Below are 17,312 nucleotides of genomic sequence, written 5' to 3'. Positions count from 1 at the left end.
TCCCGACTCGATAATGTTGCGAAGGTCGGCCGGACGTGAAGTCCGGCACGTGCTAAACCGTCAAAATAATCATTATCGCCGGCGCTTGCCAGAAGACTTACCAGGTTACGCCGAAGCCTGCGGTGTAACGGGTCTTGTCCAGGTCGCTGTCACGGGTGCCGCTGATCACGTCCTTCTCGGCCTTGAGGTTGAGCGAGGCCCATTCGGTGACCTTGTAACGCAGGCCGACTTCGGCATCCAGCGCATAGTTGGCAACACCGTCCAGCGGCTTGCCGAGCTCACCGTTGGTGAAGAATTCGACACGTTTGCCAATCAGGTAGCGGTTGTAATCCCACTTCATGGCCAGGGCGTAGAAGTTGTCCTTGCCGCCGTCGGCGTATTCATAGTCGGTGCGGTTGATGAGCGAGCCCAGTGAGAACGCGCCCAGTTCATCATCCCAGAACTGGTAACCCGGGCCGGTACCCACGGTGCGCTGGCGGGCCAGGTCTTCGATATGGTCACGCTTGTACTCAAGGCGCCCCTGCCAGAACCACTTCTCGGTAAGGAAGCGGTCCAGGGCATACTCGGCGCTCCAGTTGTTGGTGGTGGTGACGTCGTCCTTGGATTCGCGGTTGTACTCCCCCTCAGCCTGATGACGCCAGCGGCCATGGCGGGCGGTGGTCTTGAAGTCGACATCGTAATCGTCGCTGTCAGTGTCCGCGCGCTTGTAGTCCATCGCCACATCGACGTTACCTTTCCACGAAAGGTCTTCGATCACCGGCTTGGGTTTCATGATCTGCTGGATACTGGCCAGTTCAACCGTCTTGGGCGCATCGCCGTTGGCCAGAGTGACTTTGCCATCATCTGCCGCGTGCAGGGACTTGGCTTTCTCGCCAGTGTAAGCATCCTGTTTGACCAGCAACTCCTGGTCGCTCTCCAGGGTCTTGACCTGTTTCCAGTCGAGGGCGATGGAGCCACCGTACTCGGTCTTGATCAGCAGCTTGCCACCGTCAAAGACAGTGATCTTGCCACTGAGCCGGTCACCGTTCTTCATCCAGACGGTATCTGCCATCGCCGCAGAACACAGGCCAAGGAGGGTGAGGCACAGCAAGACTCTAGAAAACATAAGCAGGTACGGACTCGGGTTCACAAAAAAAGTCGGGCATTATCCAGATACCAGCCCGCAGAGCAAGGACTGACCCACCCCATGCCGATGAGTTCCATGCCTGTTACGGCAAACGACTCCTGCTTTTACCCGCCCACGCCCGCGAGGCCGCGATGAAACCGACACCTGGCGATCCAACTGAAAATGCAGAAGCCCGACGAATGGCGCTCTACCTGGTACTCGGCCAAGTGCCCCCCGGCAAGGTCGTCAGCTATGGACAACTGGCCGAACTGGCCGGTTTGGGCCGCGCAGCACGCTGGGTTGGCCGCACCCTCAGTCAGCTGCCCGTCGACACCCAGTTGCCCTGGCATCGGGTGCTGGGGGCAGGTGGGCGCCTGAGCCTGGCCCTGGGTACGCCATCAGGCGACGAGCAGCGTGCACGATTACGAGCGGAAGGCATCACCCTGCACAATAATCGTGTGGATATGTTGTGCCATGGCTGGCGCCCGATAGAGCACAGCGGTTAGAGTGCGCGCTTTGTTTTCGTAATATTGAGGCAGATGTTGGCCCATGCCCCGTAAAACCTGGCGCGCTGCGCTTGCTGCCTATGCCAGCCCGTCGACCCTGGTGCTGCTGCTGCTCGGCTTTGCCGCCGGCCTGCCCTATATGCTGGTGTTTTCGACCTTGTCGGTATGGTTGCGCGAAGCCGGTGTAGCGCGCGAAACCATCGGCTATGCGAGCCTGATCGGCCTGGCCTACGCCTTCAAATGGGTCTGGTCGCCGCTGCTCGACCAATGGCGCCTGCCCTTGCTTGGTAAACTCGGTCGACGCCGGTCCTGGCTGGTGTTGTCCCAGGTGCTGGTGGTGATCGGGCTGGTCGGCATGGGCTTCTGTGACCCGCAAAAACATCTGTCCTGGCTGATTGCCCTGGCCGTGCTGGTGGCCTTCGCCTCCGCCACCCAGGATATCGCCGTTGATGCCTACCGCCTGGAAATCGCCGACGATCAGCGCCAGGCTGCGCTGGCTGCCAGCTACATGGCGGGCTACCGGGTGGCTGCACTGCTGGCCACCGCAGGCGCACTGTTTTTCGCCGAAGGCTTCGGCTCTACCGGCTTCAGTTACCTGCACAAGGCCTGGACCGGCACCTACGTGCTGTTTGGCGTGCTGATGCTGCCTGCGGTCATCACCACCCTGCTGATGCGAGAGCCGCCGGTCCCCCTGCGTACGCAGTTGTCGGCCGCCCGCTACGGCCTGGTGCACCAGCTGGTTTCCGTGTTCGTCCTGATCGTTCTGCTGGTCTCGGTACCGGCCACCTTCACCCAGCTGTACAACACCGATTTCGCCAGTGTGCTGTTCGACGGCGTAAGCCTGCTTGACCTGCTGCTGCAAGACCGTGCGTTCCTGCGCGCCATCCTCTACATCACCCTGACCGCCCTGTGCCTGTCGTCCATGGGTCGACGCGGCCTGGCGCCAGTGCTCACCCCGGTCAATGACTTCATCCTGCGCTATCGCTGGCAGGCGCTGTTGCTGCTCGGGCTGATTGCCACCTACCGGATGTCCGACACGGTGATGGGCGTGATGGCCAACGTGTTCTATATCGACCAGGGCTTCACCAAAGACCAGATCGCCAGTGTCAGCAAGATTTTCGGCCTGATCATGACCCTGGTCGGCGCCGGCATGGGCGGTTTGCTGATCGTACGCTTCGGCATCCTGCCGATCCTGTTCATCGGCGGTGCGGCTTCGGCCGCCACCAACATCCTGTTCCTGATGCTGGCCGACATGGGCCCGAACCTGCAAATGCTGGTGGTGACCATTTCCCTCGACAACTTCAGCTCGGGCCTGGCGACCTCGGCATTCGTGGCTTACCTGTCGAGCCTGACCAACCTGAAGTTCTCGGCGACCCAATATGCGCTGCTGAGCTCGATCATGCTGCTGCTGCCGCGCCTGATCGGCGGCTACTCCGGTGTCATGGTGGAGAAGTTCGGTTACCACGACTTCTTCCTGATCACCGCTCTACTGGGTGTGCCGACCCTGATCCTGATCGCCCTGCAGTGGCGTCAGGAACAGAATCGCGCCAAACAGCTACCCACCGACAACCCGGTTGCCGAGCAGCGCCCCTGAGCCCGAATGAGGCGCTTACGGGTTTTATTCCGGTAGCGCCTGCACCTCTACGCTGGAAGCCCTCAGAACGACCCTCAGCGGCCACAGCGCAAGGATGCCGGCGACACCGGCAGCCAGAGCAAAGCTCAGCAGGCTGGCACCCGCGCCCAACATGGCCAGCAAAGCACCTCCCAGGCCCAGCAGGGCAATGGTGATCATCCCCAGCATTGCCGACACCAGCCCTTTGCTCTGCTCACTGGCGAACAGGGTCATGCGGTACAGCACGGCGTTGGCGATCCCCAGCCCCAGGGCGTAGACCGACAGGCCGGCCACCAGACTAGGTACGGTCGGGTGCAGCCAGGTCGCCAGCATCATGCCCAGCAGCCCGGCCAGATACGGCCACAGCGCGCGACGTACCAGGCTGGTCAGCGGGTAACGGTCGGCAATACGGTTGATGATCAGGTTGCCGAGGATCAGGCCGCCAAACACCGGCAACTGCCACAGCGCATAGTCAAAAGTGCTCAGGCCTTCATCGTGAATCAGCAGCACCGGCGACAAGCCGATCCAGCCGATCAACGGCAAGCCCACCAGGCCCAGTGCGGCACTGCCGGCCACAAAGCGGCGATTGGCAAGCAACTGGCCGTAGCCAGCCAGCAGCGGCAGCAGGTGAATGGGCTGAAACGCCAGCCGTGAGCCGTCTCGGCGCTCAACACCAAGGGTTTCCGGCATGAAGCGATACAGGGCCAGCCACGACAGCACGGCACAGGCGCCGAAGATCACGAACAGCCAGCGCCACGACACCCATTCAAGCAGCAGCGTGCCCACCAACGGCCCGAGCAGCGGCGACAGCAGCGCAATGTTGGCCAGCAAGGCCATCATGCGCACCGCATCCGCTTCACTGAAGGCTTCGTTCAAGGCCGGGTAGCTGACCGTCACCACAAAGCCCAGGCCGATGCCCTGCAGCAGACGCAGCAGGTTGAACAGTTCAATGCCCTTGACCCAGAACGTCGCCAGACAGGCCGCGCAGAAGAACGCACAGCCCACCAGCAGTAACGGCCGGCGCCCATAGCGGTCGGCCAGCGGACCGATCAGCCACTGCAGCAGCACACCGCCGAGCAGGTACAGGTTGAGGGCATGCGGTATGAATTCGGGGCTGGCATTGAGATCGCCGACCACCACAGGCATGGCGGGCATGACCACATCGCTGGCGAGGTAGGTCAGCAACTCGAAAAGCGCCAGGGTCATGGCAAAGCAGAACGCGCGAAAGGGCGTGATGTTGATCAGCGGAGTCAGCATGGTAAGGCCGGGCAAACAAAGGTAAGCCAGCCTATATGCCAGAAACACCAGGGCGCAGGTAGCGCGAAGACGTGAACAAGTGTAATGCAGTCTGTAGGAGCGGATGAATCCGCTCCTACACCGAGGGTTATTGCACCGCCGTCTCCTGCACCACACGGATTACCCGCTGTGGAAACGGAATGTCGATGCCCTCTTGCTTCAGACGATCACGGGCGTGTTCGTTGAGCATGAACATCACGTCCCAGTAATCGGCGGTGTTCACCCACACCCGCAACGACAGGGTGATCGAGCTGTCGCCCAGCAGCGAAACCACAGCCTGTGGCGCCGGGCTCTGGTGGATACGCGGGTCATCGGCCAGCTCCAGCAGCACCTGCCGCGCCTTTTGCAGGTCGGCTTCGTAATCAACCCCCACATCAAACACAACCTTGCGGGTCGGCTGACGGTTGGTGTTGGTGATGATGCCGTTGGACAGGCTGCCGTTGGGCAGGATCACGGTCTTGTTGTCACCCGTGCGCAATACGGTGTGAAAGATCTGGATACTGTCCACGGTGCCGGAAACGCCTTGTGCTTCGATCCAGTCGCCCAGACGGAACGGACGGAACAGCAGGATCAGCACGCCGCCCGCGAAGTTGGCCAGGCTGCCCTGCAAGGCCAGACCGATGGCCAGGCCCGCAGCACCGATGGCGGCGACGAACGAGGTGGTCTCGATACCGATCATCGAGGCAACGCTGACCACCAGCAGAATCTTCAGGATGATGTTGGCCAGGCTGCTGATAAAGCCCTGCAAGGCCAGGTCGACTTTACGCAGGGCAAGCAGCTTGCCCAGGCGGTCGGCCACTTTGTTGATCAGCCACCAGCCGATGGCCAGGGTCAGCAGCGCCAGCAACAGGCGGCTGCCGTACTCCATGATCATCGGGACCCAGGTTTGCGACGTTTTAACCAGCTGATCGACTTCAGCACTTAAATCCATAATCCATTCCTCATGCCGAAGGGCAAAAGCTGTGAAAACACGCCGCAATGGTTTCAGCGGCAGCACAAACCTCGGACGCCAATTCGGCGCCAAGGTTCCAAAGCGCCATGATCAGTCGCGGAAGTTGTTGAACTGCAGCGGCATGCCGAATTCCTTGGCGCGCAGGGCCGCAATGGCTTCCTGCAGGTCATCGCGTTTTTTACCGGTGACACGTACCTGCTCACCCTGGATGGCAGCCTGTACCTTGAGTTTGGCGTCTTTGATATGGGCGACGATCTTCTTCGCCAGCTCCTTGTCGATGCCTTCCTTGAGGGTGGCATCCTGCTTCATCACTTTGCCCGACGCGTAGGCGTCCTTCACTTCCAGGCACTGCACATCGATCTTGCGCTTGACCAGGGCCAGCTTGAGGATTTCGATCATCGCCTCGAGCTGGAATTCGGCTTCGGCCGTCAGGGTGACAGTCAGATCCTTTTCCTTGAACTCGAAGCTGCCCTTGCCCTTGAGGTCATAGCGACGGTCCAGGTCCTTGACCGCGTTTTCCACGGCGTTGGTGACTTCGTGCTTGTCCAGTTCCGATACCACGTCGAACGACGGCATACCTTCTCTCCAAAAAATAAACGCACGCTCGCCGCTCTGATGAAAGAGCGCGATGGAGCCTGCTGGGTTTGACGGTTAAAATACCGGCTCATTATAACGGTTGCGAAACGCTGATGAGCAGCACCTGGCATATTCTCGGCGCCGGCAGTCTGGGCAGCCTCTGGGCCTGCCGACTGGCACGCGCAGGCAAAGCGGTTCGGCTGATCCTGCGCGATGAGGCACGCGTGCAGGCCTACGAGGCCAGCGGCGGCCTGACCCTGATCGAGCATGGCGAAGCGCAATTGCACGCCATTCCGGCGCAAACCGCGCACGACACCACGCCCATTCATCGCCTGCTGGTGGCCTGCAAGGCCTATGACGCCGAACACGCCGTCGCGCAACTGGCACCGCGCCTGAGCCACGGCGCCGAGCTCATCCTGTTGCAGAACGGTCTGGGCAGCCAGGATGCCGTTGCGGCACTGGTCCCCCATGCCCGGTGCATCTTCGCCTCCAGCACCGAAGGCGCATTTCGCCAGGCCGATTGGCAGGTCAACTTCGCCGGGCACGGCTTCAACTGGCTGGGAGATCCGGCCAACCCCACACCGGCAGAGTGGCTGGATGATCTGGTTGACGCCGGCATCCCCCACCAATGGACGCCCGACATCCTCACCCGCCTGTGGCGCAAACTGGCGCTCAACTGCGCCATCAATCCCCTGACAGTGTTGTACGACTGCCGTAACGGCGGCCTGCAGGAGCACCACTGCGAAGTGGCCACCCTGTGCGCCGAACTTGCCGAACTGCTGCAGTGCTGTGGCCAACCGGAAGCCGCCGAAGGCCTGGACGAGGAAGTGGAGCGGGTGATCAAGGCCACCGCCGCCAACTACTCTTCCATGTATCAGGATGTTCGTCAGGGCCGGCGCACCGAGATCCATTACCTGCTTGGTCATGCCTGCCGGGTAGCAAGTCGCCATGGTCGTGAACTGCCGCACCTGGAACGCCTGTACCGGCGCCTGATCGAACACCTGAACGCACGCCGATTGCCCAGCGACTAAGCGCAGCGGTACCCTGCCCTTTCACCTACCGACCAGGATCTGGCTTTCACATGACGCTGCGCGAACGCCTGGAGAACCTGCCGGTCGGCCAGAAACTGCTGGCCGCCCTGCTGGTGTTGTTGATCACCATTTTGCTGGTGGCCAACGTCACCTTTATCAGCGCCGCCTACTGGATCTCCCAGGAAAGCATGGCCCCGCAGGCCTTGCAGACCATTGGCCGGCTGGTAGCCAACCCGCAACTGTCGGCCCAGGCCGCCGATTCGCCCGAAGCGGCGAATGAGCTGCTCAAGGAACTCGACAGCTATACGCCGCTGCGTGCGGCCGCGGTGTACGGCGGCGACGGCAAACTGCTTGCGCAATTGCAGCACGGCGAACAACTGCCCCTTCCCAAGCGATACCGCAACATCGAGAACTGGCGCCTGACCGAGTTTCGCAGTACGCAGCTGACGACGATTCCGCGACCAGGTGGGCCTCCCGGTCACCTGCTGATGGTCGCCAGCAGTGAACTGCCGATGGCGTTCTATACCGGCATCCTCACCGCGAGCCTGGGCATCCTGGTGTTCAGTATTTTGCTGTGGATGGTCATTGCCCGGCAGATCAAACGCCTGATCACTCAACCGATCGATCAACTCGAACAGCTGTCGCGCCAGGTGACCCGCGAGGAGAACTACGCGCTGCGCGCTCGCCGCGGCAACGACGACGAAATCGGCAGCCTGGCCGAAGCGTTCAACACCATGCTCTCGCGCATCGAGGCCCGCGAGCAACAGCTCAAGCGCACCCGTGACGAGTTCCAGCAAGCCTACGACCAGGCCCAAGGCCTGGCCGAGGAAACCCGTCACACCAATCGCAAGCTGGAGCTGGAAGTTCAGGTACGCAGCAAGATCGAGAAAAAGCTCACCGGCTTTCAGAACTACCTCAACAGCATCATCGACTCCATGCCCTCGGCATTGATCGCCCTCGACGAGCAACTCTACGTCACCCAGTGGAATCAGGAAGCCAGCGCGCTGTCCGGCACACCACTGGACGAAGCGCTGAACCAGCCGATTTTCCTCGCCTTCGAACCACTCAAGCCGTTCCTGCCGCAGCTCAAGGAAAGCGTCGAGAAGCACCGGGTGGCGAAGATCGAACGGGTGACCTGGACCAAGGGTGACGATAGCCGCTACTACGCCCTGACCTTCTATCCGTTGATGGGGGGCGGCGGCCGCGGTGTGGTGATCCGGATCGACGACATCACCCAACGCCTGTCGCTGGAAGAAATGATGGTGCAGTCGGAAAAAATGCTGTCGGTGGGCGGCCTGGCTGCCGGCATGGCTCATGAAATCAACAATCCACTGGGAGCAATCCTGCACAACGTACAGAACGTACGCCGACGCCTGTCGCCGGACCTGGTGAAAAACCAGGAGCAGGCTGGCGAACTGGGCATCGACCTGGCTACCGTCAACCGCTACCTGGAAAGCCGTGAGGTCCCGCAACTGCTCGATGGCATCGCCCAGGCCGGCGCGCGCGCAGCCAAGATCGTCACCCACATGCTCAGTTTCAGTCGGCGCAGCAATCGCCAACTGGCGCCTTGCGATTTGCCGGCGTTGATTGATCAAGCTGTGGAAATTGCCGGCAACGACTTCGACCTCACCATCGGCTTCGACTTCAAGGGCCAGGCCATCATCCGCCAGTTCGACCCGAACCTGGGCCCGGTGCCCTGCACGGCCAACGAACTGGAGCAAGTGCTGCTGAACCTGTTGAAGAACGCCGCCCAGGCCATTCACCTGCGCGAAGACGACAGCGAGCCTGGGCGCATCATCCTGCGTACCCGACTCAATCCGCCCTGGGCCGAAATCCAGGTGGAAGACAACGGCGTCGGCATGCCCGAGGCCGTGCGCAAGCGCACGTTCGAGCCTTTCTTCACCACCAAGGAAATAGGCCAGGGCACAGGTCTGGGCCTGTCCGTCTCGTACTTCATCATCACCAACAACCACAAGGGCCAGATGGAGGTGCAATCGGCACCGGGGCAAGGCACCTGCTTTACCTTGCGCCTGCCACTGGCCAGCAGCTCACCCAGCGTGGTCGAGCCCCACTCAATGGAGTCATGAACATGGGTTTTCGGTTGTCGAAGATCTACACCCGCACCGGCGACAAAGGCGAAACCGGCCTGGGGGACGGCCGTCGGGTACCCAAGGATCATCCACGCATCGAGGCCATCGGCGAGGTCGACAGCCTCAACAGCCAGCTCGGGCTGCTGCTGGCGGGGCTGGCCGAACACCAGCTGGATGAACTGACCGAGGTGCTGGCGCCTTGCCAACACCGTCTGTTCGATCTGGGCGGTGAGCTGGCGATGCCCAGTTACCAGGCACTGAGCGCCGCCGAAGTGGAGCGCCTGGAAGCGGCCATCGACCGCTGGAACGAGGAACTGGGGCCGCTAGAAAACTTCATTCTGCCCAGTGGTTCGGCGCTGATTGCCCAGGCCCATGTGTGCCGAAGCCTGGCGCGCAGTGCCGAACGGCGCTGTCAGCAACTGAACAGTGTCGAGCCATTGGCTGGGGTGGGGTTGGCGTACATCAACCGGTTGTCGGATCTGCTGTTTGTAGCAGCGCGGTTGATCGGGCGGCGTCAGGGGGTGGCAGAGGTGCTTTGGCAGGCAGCGGCGAAACCTCTTCGCGGGTGAACCCGCTCCCACAGGACCAGCTCAACCTGTGGGGGCGGGCTCGCTAAAGACTCAGCTCTCAGGCCAGAACGCGCGGATTCCCGCCACCCCCTGAGCGCCGTGCTGCCAGGCCTTTTCGCGTTCGCCAGCACCGACACCACCCAGCAGATACACCGGCTTGCTGAAGCCCTCGATCAGCTGGCGAGCCCGCTCCCAACCCAACGGCTGGGCATCCGGGTGTGTCTGGGTCGCTTGCACCGGCGACAGGGTGACAAAATCCACGTCCATCTGCTCGGCCAGGCTCAGCTCTTCGGCACTGTGGCACGACGCCGCCAACCAGCGCTCTTTCGGGAACGGCCGACCCTTGCTGGCGTACTTGCGCAACTGCTCGGAGGTCAGGTGCCAACCGGCCGCAGGAAAATCACCCAGCCACTCCAGCGGCCCCTTCAGCATCAATTGCGCCTTGCCGGCACACAGGCCCACCGCATCGACGGCAACGTCGCGATACTTGGGGTCATACATGTTCGGTGCACGCAGCTGAACCAGTTTGATCCCGCCGGCGATAGCCTTTTGAATGCCACGCAGCATCTGCGGAACTTCCAGGCCTTCCGGGGTAATCATGTACTCGCCCGGCAGGCGCGCTGCCGCCACGATCGGCTGGTTGGCTTCAGGGAAGTCGTACTGTGGCAACTCACGGGCGGTTACCCAGGCCAGTGGCTGGCCTTCGGCGCCATGCGGCTCGCCGGTGAATGCACTGACCTCCCAGACATCCAGCAGCACCTGTTTGTCCGGGTAGTCGTGGTGAACCTTGATCAACGGCCGCGCGGCCGTGACGACAATGCCCAGCTCTTCATTCAGTTCACGGGCCAGGGCGACTTCCACCGCTTCGCCGTCTTCGACTTTGCCACCAGGGAACTCCCACAGACCACCCTGGTGCTGGGTATCGGCGCGCCGGGCAATCAGGATTCGGCCGTCAGCACCGCGAATGACGGCGGCGGCTACATGTATGCGTTTCACCCTTCACGCTCCGCCAGCCCAGCCTTTTGCCATGCCTGGAAGGCCGGCCACTGGTAGATGGTCTCGATGTAGGCAGCTGCTTCAGCAGGCACTTCCACCCGGTAGGTGCGCAGGCGTACTGCCACCGGAGCGAAGAATGCATCCGCCAGGCTTGGTGTACCGAACAGGAACGGGCCGGCTTCTTTGGCCGCCAGACGGCATTCAGACCAAAGCGCGACGATGCGGTCGACATCGACCTGCACTTCCAGTGGCATGTTCTCCAAGGCTTCGTCGCGGGACAGGTCGAACGGCATGGTGCCACGCAGGGCGAAGAAGCCGCTGTGCATTTGCGCGCAGGCCGAACGGGCCTGGGCACGCGCGGCGACGTCGGTTGGCCACAGGTTGGCCTCGGGATGACGCTCGGCAAGGTATTCGGCGATGGCCAGGGAATCGGCAATGATCCCGTGCTCGCACTTGAGCAGCGGCACCTTGGCGGTAGGCGAGAACTCCAGCAGGCGCGCACGGGTGTCGGCCTGGTTGAGTTTGATCAGGGTTTCCTCATAGTCGGCGCCGGCCAGCTCAAGGGCCAGGGCGCCACGCAGCGACCAGGAGGAGTAAAGCTTGTCGCCGATGATCAGGTGGTAACTCATGGTTCGGCTCCATCAGGGGAACTATCGCGGGGCCAGTCGAAGCGACTGACCCCGCGATGTGATCAGGTACGGTACTCAGCGTTGATTTTTACGTACTCGTGGGACAGGTCGGTGGTCCAGATGGTTTCGCTGCACTGGCCACGGCCCAACTCGATACGGATGGTGATTTCCTCTTCGGCCATCACCGCCGAGCCCTGAGCTTCAGTGTAGGTGGCACTGCGGCCGCCTTTGCTGGCAATGCAGACATCACCCAGGTACACGTCGATCAGGCTGACATCCAGATCAGGCACGCCAGCGCGGCCTACGGCTGCCAGGATGCGGCCCCAGTTCGGGTCGGAGGCAAACAGCGCGGTCTTGATCAGCGGCGAGTGGGCCACCGCGTAACCGACATCCAGGCATTCCTGATGGTTGCCGCCGCCGTTGACTTCAACGGTGACAAACTTGGTCGCGCCCTCACCGTCACGGACAATGGCCTGGGCCACTTCCATGCACACCTCGAACACGGCTTTTTTCAACGCGTCGAACAGCACGCCCTTGGCTTCCGTGACTTCGGCGACGTTCGCCTTGCCGGTGGCAATCAGCATGCAGCAATCGTTGGTCGAGGTATCGCCATCGATGGTGATGCGGTTGAACGACTTGTTGGCGCCGTCGAGCATCAGGTCCTTGAGCACCGCCGGTGCAACCTTGGCGTCGGTGGCGATATAGCCAAGCATGGTGGCCATGTTCGGACGGATCATCCCGGCGCCCTTGCTGATACCGGTAACGGTGATCGTCACGCCTTCGTGCTGGAACTGACGGCTGGCGCCCTTTGGCAGGGTGTCGGTGGTCATGATGCCGGTAGCGGCAGCCGCCCAGTTGTTTTCCGACAGGTCATCCAGTGCGGCCTGCAGCGCGCCTTCGATTTTCTCGACCGGCAGCGGCTCACCGATCACACCGGTTGAGAATGGCAGAACCGCGCTGGCGTCGACGCCAGTCAGCTCGGCCAGCTTGGCGCAGGTGCGCTCGGCAGCGGCCAGGCCTGGCGCGCCGGTGCCGGCATTGGCGTTACCGGTGTTGGTCAGCAGGTAGCGCACGGTGCCCTGTACGCGCTGCTTGGCGAGGATTACCGGCGCTGCACAAAAGGCATTGAGGGTGAACACGCCGGCCACGCTGGAACCTTCGGCACAGCGCATGACGACGACGTCCTTGCGCCCCGGGCGCTTGATACCCGCAGAGGCGATGCCGAGTTCAAAACCTGGAACCGGGTGCAACGTTGGCAAAGGACCAAGACCAACAGCCATGAAAGCGCTCCTAGAAAAAATACACCGGCTCGAATATACCGGTGCTTGAGATGGAACAACGCCGCGAGGGTACGGGACCGGTCGCGGCGTGGTGTTCGTGAATCAGCAGATTGCCGGGTCGATTACTTTAGTTGATCTGACCGTGGCAGTGCTTGAACTTCTTGCCCGAACCACACCAGCACAGTTCGTTGCGGCCCAGCTTCTGGTCGTTGCGCACAGGGGCGGCGGCGACGGCGACTTCAGCGCCCTCCTCCTGCTCCTGAACCTGCTCAAGACCTGGAGCAGCGGCGTGCTGGAACTGCATGCGAGCGGCCAGTTCCTCGGCTTCGCGGCGCAGGCGTGCTTCTTCTTCGGCAGGGTCTTCGCGGCGAACCTGAACGTGCGAGAGCACACGGATGGTGTCGCGTTTGATCGAGTCGAGCAGTTCCTGGAACAGGTTGAACGACTCGCGCTTGTACTCCTGCTTCGGGTTCTTCTGGGCATAGCCGCGCAGATGGATACCGTGACGCAGGTGGTCCATGGTCGACAGGTGGTCTTTCCACAGGTCGTCCAGTACGCGCAGCAGAATCTGCTTCTCGAAGGTGCGCAGGGCTTCGGCGCTGGCCTGCTCTTCCTTCTCGTTGTAGGCCGCCATCAGCTCGGCCATGAGTTTCTCGCGCAGGGTCTCTTCGTACAGGTGATCGTCTTCGTCGAGCCACTGCTGAACCGGCAGCTTGACGCCGAAATCGCTCGCCAGGGCAGCCTCGAGGCCGGCCACATCCCACTGCTCGGGCAGCGACTGCGGCGGAATGTGCTGGGCAACAGTGGCGTCGAGCACTTCCTGACGGAAATCGGCAATGGTGTCGCCAATGTTGTCAGCTGCCAGCAGGCTGTTACGCATGTGGTAGATGACTTTACGCTGTTCGTTGGCAACGTCGTCGAATTCGAGCAGTTGCTTACGAATGTCGAAGTTGCGCCCTTCAACCTTGCGCTGGGCCTTTTCGATCGCGTTGGTCACCATGCGGTGCTCGATCGCTTCACCGGACTGCATGCCCAGTGCCTTCATGAAGTTCTTCACCCGGTCAGAGGCAAAGATACGCATCAGGCTGTCTTCCAGCGACAGGTAAAAACGGCTGGAACCCGGATCCCCCTGACGACCGGCACGGCCGCGCAGCTGGTTGTCGATACGACGGGACTCGTGGCGCTCGGAAGCGATTACATGCAGGCCACCGGACTCGATCACTTGCTGGTGACGCTTCTGCCAGTCTGCCTTGATCTGGGCGATCTGCTCAGGCGTCGGGCTCTCCATCGCCGCGACTTCCACTTCCCAGTTACCGCCCAGGAGAATGTCGGTACCACGACCGGCCATGTTGGTCGCGATGGTCAGCGCCCCCGGACGACCGGCCTGGGCAATGATCTCGGCTTCCTTTTCGTGGTACTTGGCGTTCAGTACCTTGTGATCGATGCCTTCCTGCTGGAGCAGGTTGGACATGTGCTCGGAGGTCTCGATGGTGGCTGTACCCACCAGCACCGGACGGCCCTGGGCCATGCTTTCCTTAATATCGGCAATGATCGCCGCGTACTTCTCTTCGGCGGTCAGGTAGACCAGGTCGTTGAAGTCTTTACGGGCCAGCGGCTTGTTCGGCGGGATGACCATAACGTTGAGGTTATAGATCTGGGCAAACTCGAAGGCTTCGGTGTCAGCGGTACCGGTCATGCCGGACAGCTTGTTGTACAGACGGAAGTAGTTCTGGAACGTGGTCGATGCCAGGGTCTGGCTTTCGGCCTGGATGTTCAGGTTTTCCTTCGCTTCGATCGCCTGGTGCAGGCCTTCGGACAAGCGACGGCCCGGCATGGTACGGCCGGTGTGCTCGTCGATCAGCAGGATCTGACCGTCCTGGACGATGTACTCGACATTGCGATGGAACAGCTTGTGCGCACGCAGACCGGCATAGACGTGGGTCAGCAGGCCCAGGTTGTGCGCCGAGTAGAGGCTCTCGCCCTCGGCCAGCAGGCCGACCTGGGCAAGCATCTCTTCGATGAACTGGTGACCGGCCTCGTTGAGCTCGACCTGACGGGTCTTCTCGTCGATCTTGTAGTGGCCTTCCTGGGTAACTTCGCCTTCGACTTCCTCGATGTGCTGCTTGAGGCGCGGGATCAGCTTGTTGATCTCGATGTACAGCTTGGAGCTGTCTTCGGCCTGGCCGGAGATGATCAGCGGGGTCCGCGCTTCGTCGATCAGGATGGAGTCGACTTCGTCGATCACGGCGAAATTCAGCTCGCGCTGGAATTTCTCGTCCATGCTGAACGCCATGTTGTCGCGCAGGTAGTCGAAACCGAATTCGTTGTTGGTGCCGTAGGTGATGTCAGCGGCATAAGCAATGCGCTTCTCTTCCGGCGGCTGGAACGGCGTAACGACGCCAACGCTCAGGCCGAGGAATTCATACAGTGGACGCATCCAGTTGGCGTCACGGCGGGCCAGGTAGTCGTTGACCGTAACCACGTGCACACCCTTGCCCGACAAGGCATTGAGGTATACCGCCAAGGTTGCGACCAAAGTCTTGCCTTCACCGGTACGCATTTCTGCGATAGTGCCTTCGTGCAAGGCCATGCCACCGATCAGCTGGACATCGAAGTGGCGCATGCCCATGACCCGCTTGCCAGCCTCGCGGGCAACGGCGAAGGCCTCCGGCAGCAATTGGTCGAGGGTCTCGCCTTTGGCCAGGCGCTCTTTGAACTCTGCGGTTTTGGCGCGCAGCTGTTCGTCCGAGAGGGCCACCATCTTCTCTTCGAAGGCATTAACGGACTGCACCGCCTTGAGCAGGCGTTTCACCTCACGCTCGTTCTTGCTTCCAAAAAGTTTTTTTAACAAAGGCGCAAACATATCGGCAGGATCTTCCACACATAGGGATGGAGGGCGGCCCCGTGAGTCGCCCGTGCAGCCCTTATGGCCGCATGCGAACGAGCATTCTACCCGGAAACGACGGTGAGGAAAGTGGCGGATTTCCACGATGCTGGCACAGCGCTTTGACGGGGCTTTTTTACAATAAGGGCTTTTTTCACAACTTCAACCCACCGGCAACATGAAGTTTTTCCACAGGCACCCGCGCAAGGCGTGCGCCGGGGGATCTGATAAGATGCCGGTACTGTAACTTCAGGTGTCCCTTCATGGCTTTTCGCCCCTTGCCGGCCCGCGCGCCCGCCGTACTCCTGCGCGAAGCCCGACCACTCAAAGCCCTGTTCAGTCAGGCCCAGCGTCTGGCGCAGCTGCAAAAGCTGCTCGACAGCCAGCTGCAGCCGGCCGCCCGCGAACATTGTCATATTGCCTCCTGGCGCGAAGGTACCCTGCTGCTGATCGTCACCGACGGCCACTGGGCTACCCGCCTGCGCTACCAGCAAAAGCGCCTGCAACGCCAGCTGCAGACCCTGGAGGTGTTCGCCAGCCTGACCCGCATCCTGTTCAAGGTGCAACCCACCGCCGGGACGCCGCCTGTCGCCGGCCACCCCATGGATATTTCCACCGAGTCGGCGCAGAACATCCAGTCGACCGCCGAAGGCATCAGCGATCCCAACCTGCGTGCTGCCCTTGAGCGCCTGGCCAGCCACGGCAAAAAGTGACCGCGCATAAAAAAGGCCACCCGAAGGTGGCCTTAATCACTAGAGAGAGTGTTCGAACTTACACTGCCGCAACGGGACGCATGTAAGAGATCGGTGCCGTACTGGCATCTTCGAAGGTCACCACTTCCCAGGCATCTTTCTCCTCGATCAGCTTGCGCAGCAGCTGGTTGTTCAGCGCGTGTCCGGACTTGTAGCCCTTGAACTCGCCGATCAGGCTGTTGCCCAGCAGGTAGAGGTCGCCGATGGCGTCGAGGATCTTGTGCTTGACGAATTCGTCTTCGTAACGAAGGCCGTCTTCATTGAGCACGCCGTCCTTGTCGACCACGATGGCGTTTTCCACACTGCCGCCGAGCGCGAGGTTATGCTTGCGCAGGTACTCGATATCGCTCATGAACCCGAAGGTCCGGGCGCGACTGACTTCCTTCACGAACGAGGTGCTGGAAAAGTCCACGCTGGCACTTTGGGTCCGGTTGCGGAACACCGGGTGATCGAAATCGATCTCGAAGCTCACCTTGAACCCGTCGAATGGCAGGAAAGTGGCGCGCTTGTCGCCGTCTTCCACTGTTACTTCGCGCAGGATGCGGATGAACTTCTTGGCTGCGTCCTGTTCTTCCAGGCCAGCCGATTGAATCAGGAATACAAAGGGCCCTGCGCTACCGTCCATGATCGGCACTTCGGACGCGGAGAGCTCGACGTAGGCGTTATCGATGCCCAGGCCAGCCATGGCCGAAAGCAGGTGCTCTACCGTGTCTACCTTGGTATCGCCGTTGATTAATGTCGTCGACATGGTGGTCTCGCCGACATTCGCCGCGCGAGCAGGAATTTCCACCACGGGGTCGAGGTCGGCTCGGCGAAATACAATGCCGGTATCCACAGGTGCAGGTTTGAGGGTCAGGTAAACCTTTTCCCCGGAGTGCAGGCCGACACCTGTGGCACGGATAATATTCTTCAGGGTGCGTTGTTTAATCATGGCATTGGCCGCTTCAGCGCAAATTGCGAACTGGTATCAACAAAGGTTGAGGATAATACCAGACCCGACCTTTGCTGAATACCAATCACCCTTATACCCCTGA

The 17,312-nt window shown here is 61.2% G+C and carries 15 protein-coding genes; 6 read left to right on the top strand and 9 right to left on the bottom strand.

Annotated elements, in window-relative coordinates:
• Positions 1-97: 97 nt before the first annotated feature.
• Positions 98-1,105 (bottom strand): DUF481 domain-containing protein, encoded by a 1,008-nt coding sequence (locus DM813_RS13650; RefSeq protein WP_128323922.1) that lies wholly within the window; start codon positions 1,103-1,105, stop codon positions 98-100.
• A gap of 152 nt (positions 1,106-1,257) precedes the next feature.
• Between DM813_RS13650 and DM813_RS13645 the strand changes: the two genes are divergently transcribed.
• Positions 1,258-1,611 (top strand): MGMT family protein, encoded by a 354-nt coding sequence (locus tag DM813_RS13645; protein WP_128323921.1) that lies wholly within the window; start codon positions 1,258-1,260, stop codon positions 1,609-1,611.
• Positions 1,612-1,654: 43 nt separating this feature from the next.
• A complete protein-coding gene (locus tag DM813_RS13640; RefSeq protein WP_128323920.1) occupies positions 1,655-3,205 on the top strand; it encodes an AmpG family muropeptide MFS transporter in 1,551 nt (516 codons plus the stop codon).
• A gap of 24 nt (positions 3,206-3,229) precedes the next feature.
• On the opposite strand, the gene DM813_RS13635 is transcribed toward DM813_RS13640, so the two are convergent.
• The 3 genes from DM813_RS13635 to DM813_RS13625 all read right to left on the bottom strand — a co-directional run bounded on the left by DM813_RS13635 (position 3,230) and on the right by DM813_RS13625 (position 6,047).
• Positions 3,230-4,477 carry an MFS transporter gene (locus DM813_RS13635; protein ID WP_128324162.1) on the bottom strand — a complete coding sequence of 416 codons (1,248 nt, stop codon included), beginning with the start codon at positions 4,475-4,477 and terminating at the stop codon, positions 3,230-3,232.
• A 130-nt stretch (positions 4,478-4,607) separates the two neighbouring features.
• Positions 4,608-5,450 (bottom strand): mechanosensitive ion channel family protein, encoded by an 843-nt coding sequence (locus tag DM813_RS13630; protein WP_128323919.1) that lies wholly within the window; start codon positions 5,448-5,450, stop codon positions 4,608-4,610.
• 111 nt (positions 5,451-5,561) lie between these two features.
• Positions 5,562-6,047, bottom strand: a complete 486-nt coding sequence (locus DM813_RS13625; RefSeq protein ID WP_128323918.1) for a YajQ family cyclic di-GMP-binding protein — start codon at positions 6,045-6,047, stop codon at positions 5,562-5,564.
• Positions 6,048-6,160: 113 nt separating this feature from the next.
• Between DM813_RS13625 and DM813_RS13620 the strand changes: the two genes are divergently transcribed.
• From DM813_RS13620 to DM813_RS13610, 3 genes are read left to right on the top strand one after another with little or no spacing between them, the layout of a single operon-like run.
• The gene (locus DM813_RS13620) at positions 6,161-7,078 is read left to right on the top strand and encodes a putative 2-dehydropantoate 2-reductase (RefSeq protein ID WP_128323917.1); all 918 of its coding nucleotides are present in this window, start codon (positions 6,161-6,163) and stop codon (positions 7,076-7,078) included.
• Between the two features lie 50 nt (positions 7,079-7,128).
• Positions 7,129-9,165, top strand: coding sequence for an ATP-binding protein (locus tag DM813_RS13615; protein ID WP_128323916.1), 2,037 nt, complete (start codon positions 7,129-7,131; stop codon positions 9,163-9,165).
• A 2-nt stretch (positions 9,166-9,167) separates the two neighbouring features.
• Positions 9,168-9,737 carry a cob(I)yrinic acid a,c-diamide adenosyltransferase gene (locus tag DM813_RS13610; RefSeq protein ID WP_128323915.1) on the top strand — a complete coding sequence of 190 codons (570 nt, stop codon included), beginning with the start codon at positions 9,168-9,170 and terminating at the stop codon, positions 9,735-9,737.
• Between the two features lie 51 nt (positions 9,738-9,788).
• Here DM813_RS13610 and DM813_RS13605 read toward each other — a convergent pair whose 3' ends face one another.
• The 4 genes from DM813_RS13605 to secA all read right to left on the bottom strand — a co-directional run bounded on the left by DM813_RS13605 (position 9,789) and on the right by secA (position 15,505).
• Positions 9,789-10,733, bottom strand: a complete 945-nt coding sequence (locus DM813_RS13605) for a Nudix family hydrolase (protein WP_128323914.1) — start codon at positions 10,731-10,733, stop codon at positions 9,789-9,791.
• On the bottom strand, positions 10,730-11,362 hold the full coding sequence (locus tag DM813_RS13600) for a glutathione S-transferase family protein (protein WP_128323913.1): 633 nt from the start codon (positions 11,360-11,362) through the stop codon (positions 10,730-10,732). Before DM813_RS13600 ends, DM813_RS13605 begins: the two co-directional genes overlap by 4 nt.
• Before the next feature lie 62 nt (positions 11,363-11,424).
• Positions 11,425-12,642 carry a bifunctional glutamate N-acetyltransferase/amino-acid acetyltransferase ArgJ gene (gene argJ / locus DM813_RS13595; RefSeq protein WP_128323912.1) on the bottom strand — a complete coding sequence of 406 codons (1,218 nt, stop codon included), beginning with the start codon at positions 12,640-12,642 and terminating at the stop codon, positions 11,425-11,427.
• Between the two features lie 127 nt (positions 12,643-12,769).
• Positions 12,770-15,505: a preprotein translocase subunit SecA gene (gene secA, locus DM813_RS13590; protein ID WP_128323911.1), complete on the bottom strand. Its 2,736-nt coding sequence runs from the start codon at positions 15,503-15,505 to the stop codon at positions 12,770-12,772.
• A gap of 284 nt (positions 15,506-15,789) precedes the next feature.
• Here secA and DM813_RS13585 point away from each other — a divergent pair, with 284 nt between their 5' ends.
• Entirely contained in the window at positions 15,790-16,239 is a 450-nt protein-coding gene (locus DM813_RS13585; protein ID WP_128323910.1) for a DUF721 domain-containing protein, read from the top strand.
• 58 nt (positions 16,240-16,297) lie between these two features.
• Here DM813_RS13585 and lpxC read toward each other — a convergent pair whose 3' ends face one another.
• On the bottom strand, positions 16,298-17,209 hold the full coding sequence (gene lpxC / locus DM813_RS13580; RefSeq protein ID WP_128323909.1) for a UDP-3-O-acyl-N-acetylglucosamine deacetylase: 912 nt from the start codon (positions 17,207-17,209) through the stop codon (positions 16,298-16,300).
• Positions 17,210-17,312: the final 103 nt, after the last annotated feature.

The organism is Pseudomonas alkylphenolica (genome assembly GCF_004025535.1).
Classification (GTDB): Bacteria; Pseudomonadota; Gammaproteobacteria; order Pseudomonadales; family Pseudomonadaceae; genus Aquipseudomonas; species Aquipseudomonas alkylphenolica_A.
The sequence above is the reverse complement of the archived record's forward strand: the minus strand, read 5'-3'. Positions and strand labels throughout refer to the sequence as shown.

Bases quoted from the DNA above. Each gene is read 5' to 3' on its own strand.
- argJ (WP_128323912.1), bottom strand. From the start codon at position 12,642: ATGGCTGTTGGTCTTGGTCCTTTGCCAACGTTGCACCCGGTTCCAGGT.
- secA (WP_128323911.1), bottom strand. From the start codon at position 15,505: ATGTTTGCGCCTTTGTTAAAAAAACTTTTTGGAAGCAAGAACGAGCGT.
- DM813_RS13610 (WP_128323915.1), top strand. From the start codon at position 9,168: ATGGGTTTTCGGTTGTCGAAGATCTACACCCGCACCGGCGACAAAGGC.
- DM813_RS13645 (WP_128323921.1), top strand. From the start codon at position 1,258: ATGAAACCGACACCTGGCGATCCAACTGAAAATGCAGAAGCCCGACGA.
- DM813_RS13630 (WP_128323919.1), bottom strand. From the start codon at position 5,450: ATGGATTTAAGTGCTGAAGTCGATCAGCTGGTTAAAACGTCGCAAACC.
- DM813_RS13615 (WP_128323916.1), top strand. From the start codon at position 7,129: ATGACGCTGCGCGAACGCCTGGAGAACCTGCCGGTCGGCCAGAAACTG.
- DM813_RS13650 (WP_128323922.1), bottom strand. From the start codon at position 1,105: ATGTTTTCTAGAGTCTTGCTGTGCCTCACCCTCCTTGGCCTGTGTTCT.
- DM813_RS13585 (WP_128323910.1), top strand. From the start codon at position 15,790: ATGGCTTTTCGCCCCTTGCCGGCCCGCGCGCCCGCCGTACTCCTGCGC.
- DM813_RS13625 (WP_128323918.1), bottom strand. From the start codon at position 6,047: ATGCCGTCGTTCGACGTGGTATCGGAACTGGACAAGCACGAAGTCACC.
- DM813_RS13620 (WP_128323917.1), top strand. From the start codon at position 6,161: ATGAGCAGCACCTGGCATATTCTCGGCGCCGGCAGTCTGGGCAGCCTC.
- DM813_RS13600 (WP_128323913.1), bottom strand. From the start codon at position 11,362: ATGAGTTACCACCTGATCATCGGCGACAAGCTTTACTCCTCCTGGTCG.
- lpxC (WP_128323909.1), bottom strand. From the start codon at position 17,209: ATGATTAAACAACGCACCCTGAAGAATATTATCCGTGCCACAGGTGTC.
- DM813_RS13640 (WP_128323920.1), top strand. From the start codon at position 1,655: ATGCCCCGTAAAACCTGGCGCGCTGCGCTTGCTGCCTATGCCAGCCCG.